The sequence below is a fragment of the Psychromarinibacter sediminicola genome (genome assembly GCF_029168335.1).
Taxonomy (GTDB): Bacteria; Pseudomonadota; Alphaproteobacteria; order Rhodobacterales; family Rhodobacteraceae; genus Psychromarinibacter; species Psychromarinibacter sediminicola.
Genome location: NZ_JARGYC010000170.1, coordinates 1 through 2280, shown reverse-complemented (window position 1 = coordinate 2280; position 2280 = coordinate 1). Strand labels below are relative to the sequence as shown.

Sequence of the window (2280 nt, the reverse complement as noted above, 5' to 3'; positions counted from 1 at the left end):
TAGCGGTTTTCCCATGATCCACCTCCACATATAGTGAATCACAAACCCTTCCTTATGGGAATCCCCGACTCTGGTTTTCCGCACGAGGCTCTAGCAGTTTGGCGCTGATCAGATGCATAGGCGATGGCTAGATCGCTAGGCGCAGCAGTGCCCAACCCTCGTGAACTCGATCGCGCTAGATTCGCAAGACTGACCTCTCCGCGGTTACGCTGTAGGCGTCGGCAGATCGAACAACGCAGCTCCGGCGCAGGGCCAGAGCTTCAAGCGTCTTGCCTCAGAGAGTTGCGAAGAGATCACTCCGGTCTTGCCAGAGCGGCGAGAGCGCATGCCGCATCAGCCATTCGGTGGTGAGACCAATCGGTTGCGTTCCATCCCGGGCGGCGCGGATGACGGCCGGTGCGAGGAACGCCAGCTCGACGAGTTGTTGCACCCGCCGCTTGGACACCTGCTCGGTATCGGCGATCTCTCCGAATGTTTTGCCTGACCGGACCTGTGCGAAGTAGCGATCGCCGCGGGCGATGTTGCGCAGCAGGGTTTCGTCGATCGCGGCGGGCGCGTCTTCGAGCACGAGTTTCGTCTCGACCCCGCGTTTGCGTTGCCGGAACAACGAGGTGAGGGTCAGGAGGTCCTCGGTGATGCGGTCAGGCTCCATCTCGATGAGCGCCGCGAGCGCATCGGTCGACATCGCGACCCGGACCTCGCCGGGAGCGATGTCGATGCGATCCACCAGGGCAAGGAGGTTGGCCGTTGCGTGGTCCGACGCGCGCTGCTCTTCGGTCGGAGGTGCAAGCTTCTGCTGGACCTCCGCGATCTCATCGGTCGTCGCGTCGATGAGGAGCCCTGCCTGTACCTCCGGTGTGTTCAGGTGTCGCTCGAGCAGCCGGGCGATCTCCTGCTCCAGGTTGGACGCCGGCAATCGCCAGCCGGAGGGGTCCCGCGGTATCGATCCGCGGATGAGCCGATGGGAGACGTAGTATCTCAGGCGGCGGCCCTTCGCCGTCTTGGTGTGGCTGGGGGTGAGGCGATCGCCGGTCTGATCGAAGAGCTTGCCGGCGAGTTCTGAGACCGACGGCTTGCCGCCCGCGCGGTTGCGCGGGGTGAAGCTCCGGGCCTTGACCGCGTCCGCTCTCAGCTGCTCCTGAAGGTCGTCCCAGACCTCCGGCGCGATCAGTGCCGGGTGCTGGCCCGGGTACACCTTCGTATGATGCCGAATGCGACCGGCATAAACCGGGTTGGTCAGGATGTAGTGCAGGTGGCCATAGCTGAAGGGCGCGCCCCCTTTGACCCGGCCGCTGCCGAGTGTCCGCACCGGCGTCCGGAGTCCTCGGTCATCGGCCTCCTGTTTGACGATCCGCACGTTCCCGTGCTGCAGGTAGAGATCATAGATGGTCCGGATGACGCTGGCATCGGGCTCGGCGATCTTCAGCGTCCGGCCATCGGGCGCGTAGCCGAGAGGGACGGTGGCGCCCATCCAGAGGCCCTTCTTCTTCGATGCGCTGATCTTGTCCCGGATCCGTTCCGCGGTGACCTCGCGTTCGAACTGCGCGAAGCTCAAGAGCATGTTGAGCGTCAGACGCCCCATGCTGGTCGCGGTGTTGAACGACTGGGTGACGGATACGAAGGAGGCACCGGCGGCATCCAGGCGCTCGACGCTCTTCGCGAAGTCCGCCAATGAGCGGGTGAGCCGGTCAATCTTGTAAACCAGGATCTGGTCGATGGTGGCCCGATCTACCTCGGCCAGAAGCCGGTTGAGCCCGGGCCGGTCCATGGTGCCGCCGGAGAGGCCTCCGTCGTCGTACCGCTCCGGAAGCAGGACCCAGCCTTCGGCCTTCTGGCTGGCGATGAACGCTGCGCAGGCTTCGTGCTGCGCGTCGAGCGAGTTGAACTCCTGCTCCAGCCCGTCTTCGGAGCTCTTACGAGTATAGATGGCGCAGCGGATGCGGTTCATGTGCCTGCCCTCGCGGTCCCGTTCAAGCCGAAGAACCGGGGCCCGGACCAACTGGTCCCGGTGATGCGCCGCGCGATGGCGGACAGCGACTTGAAGCGTTCCCCTGCCATCACGTAGCAGTCTTTCGTGACGTTCACCCGATAGGTCCGCCCGTTCCACTCGCGGACGAGCTGGGTCCCGGGCCGCGGTGCACCGCCAGTGGCCCGGCGCAGCGGTTTGCCTTCTGCGAGAGACCTCAGCGTGCGCTGGAGCTCCGGTTCCAGGCCGCCATACCTCTGGCATTGCGCATGCCAGATTAGAGCGTTTGCCCACCGACATGAATCGATTGGGGA

At 64.5% G+C, this 2280-nt stretch carries 2 protein-coding genes; both read right to left on the bottom strand.

Features of this window, described 5'->3' with window-relative positions; translation table 11 throughout:
• Positions 1 to 274: 274 nt before the first annotated feature.
• On the bottom strand, positions 275 to 1948 hold the full coding sequence (locus tag P1J78_RS24645) for a recombinase family protein (protein ID WP_275570019.1): 1674 nt from the start codon (positions 1946 to 1948) through the stop codon (positions 275 to 277).
• Positions 1945 to 2244: a DUF2924 domain-containing protein gene (locus tag P1J78_RS24640; RefSeq protein WP_275570020.1), complete on the bottom strand. Its 300-nt coding sequence runs from the start codon at positions 2242 to 2244 to the stop codon at positions 1945 to 1947. The genes P1J78_RS24645 and P1J78_RS24640 overlap by 4 nt, the downstream gene beginning before the upstream one ends.
• Positions 2245 to 2280: the final 36 nt, after the last annotated feature.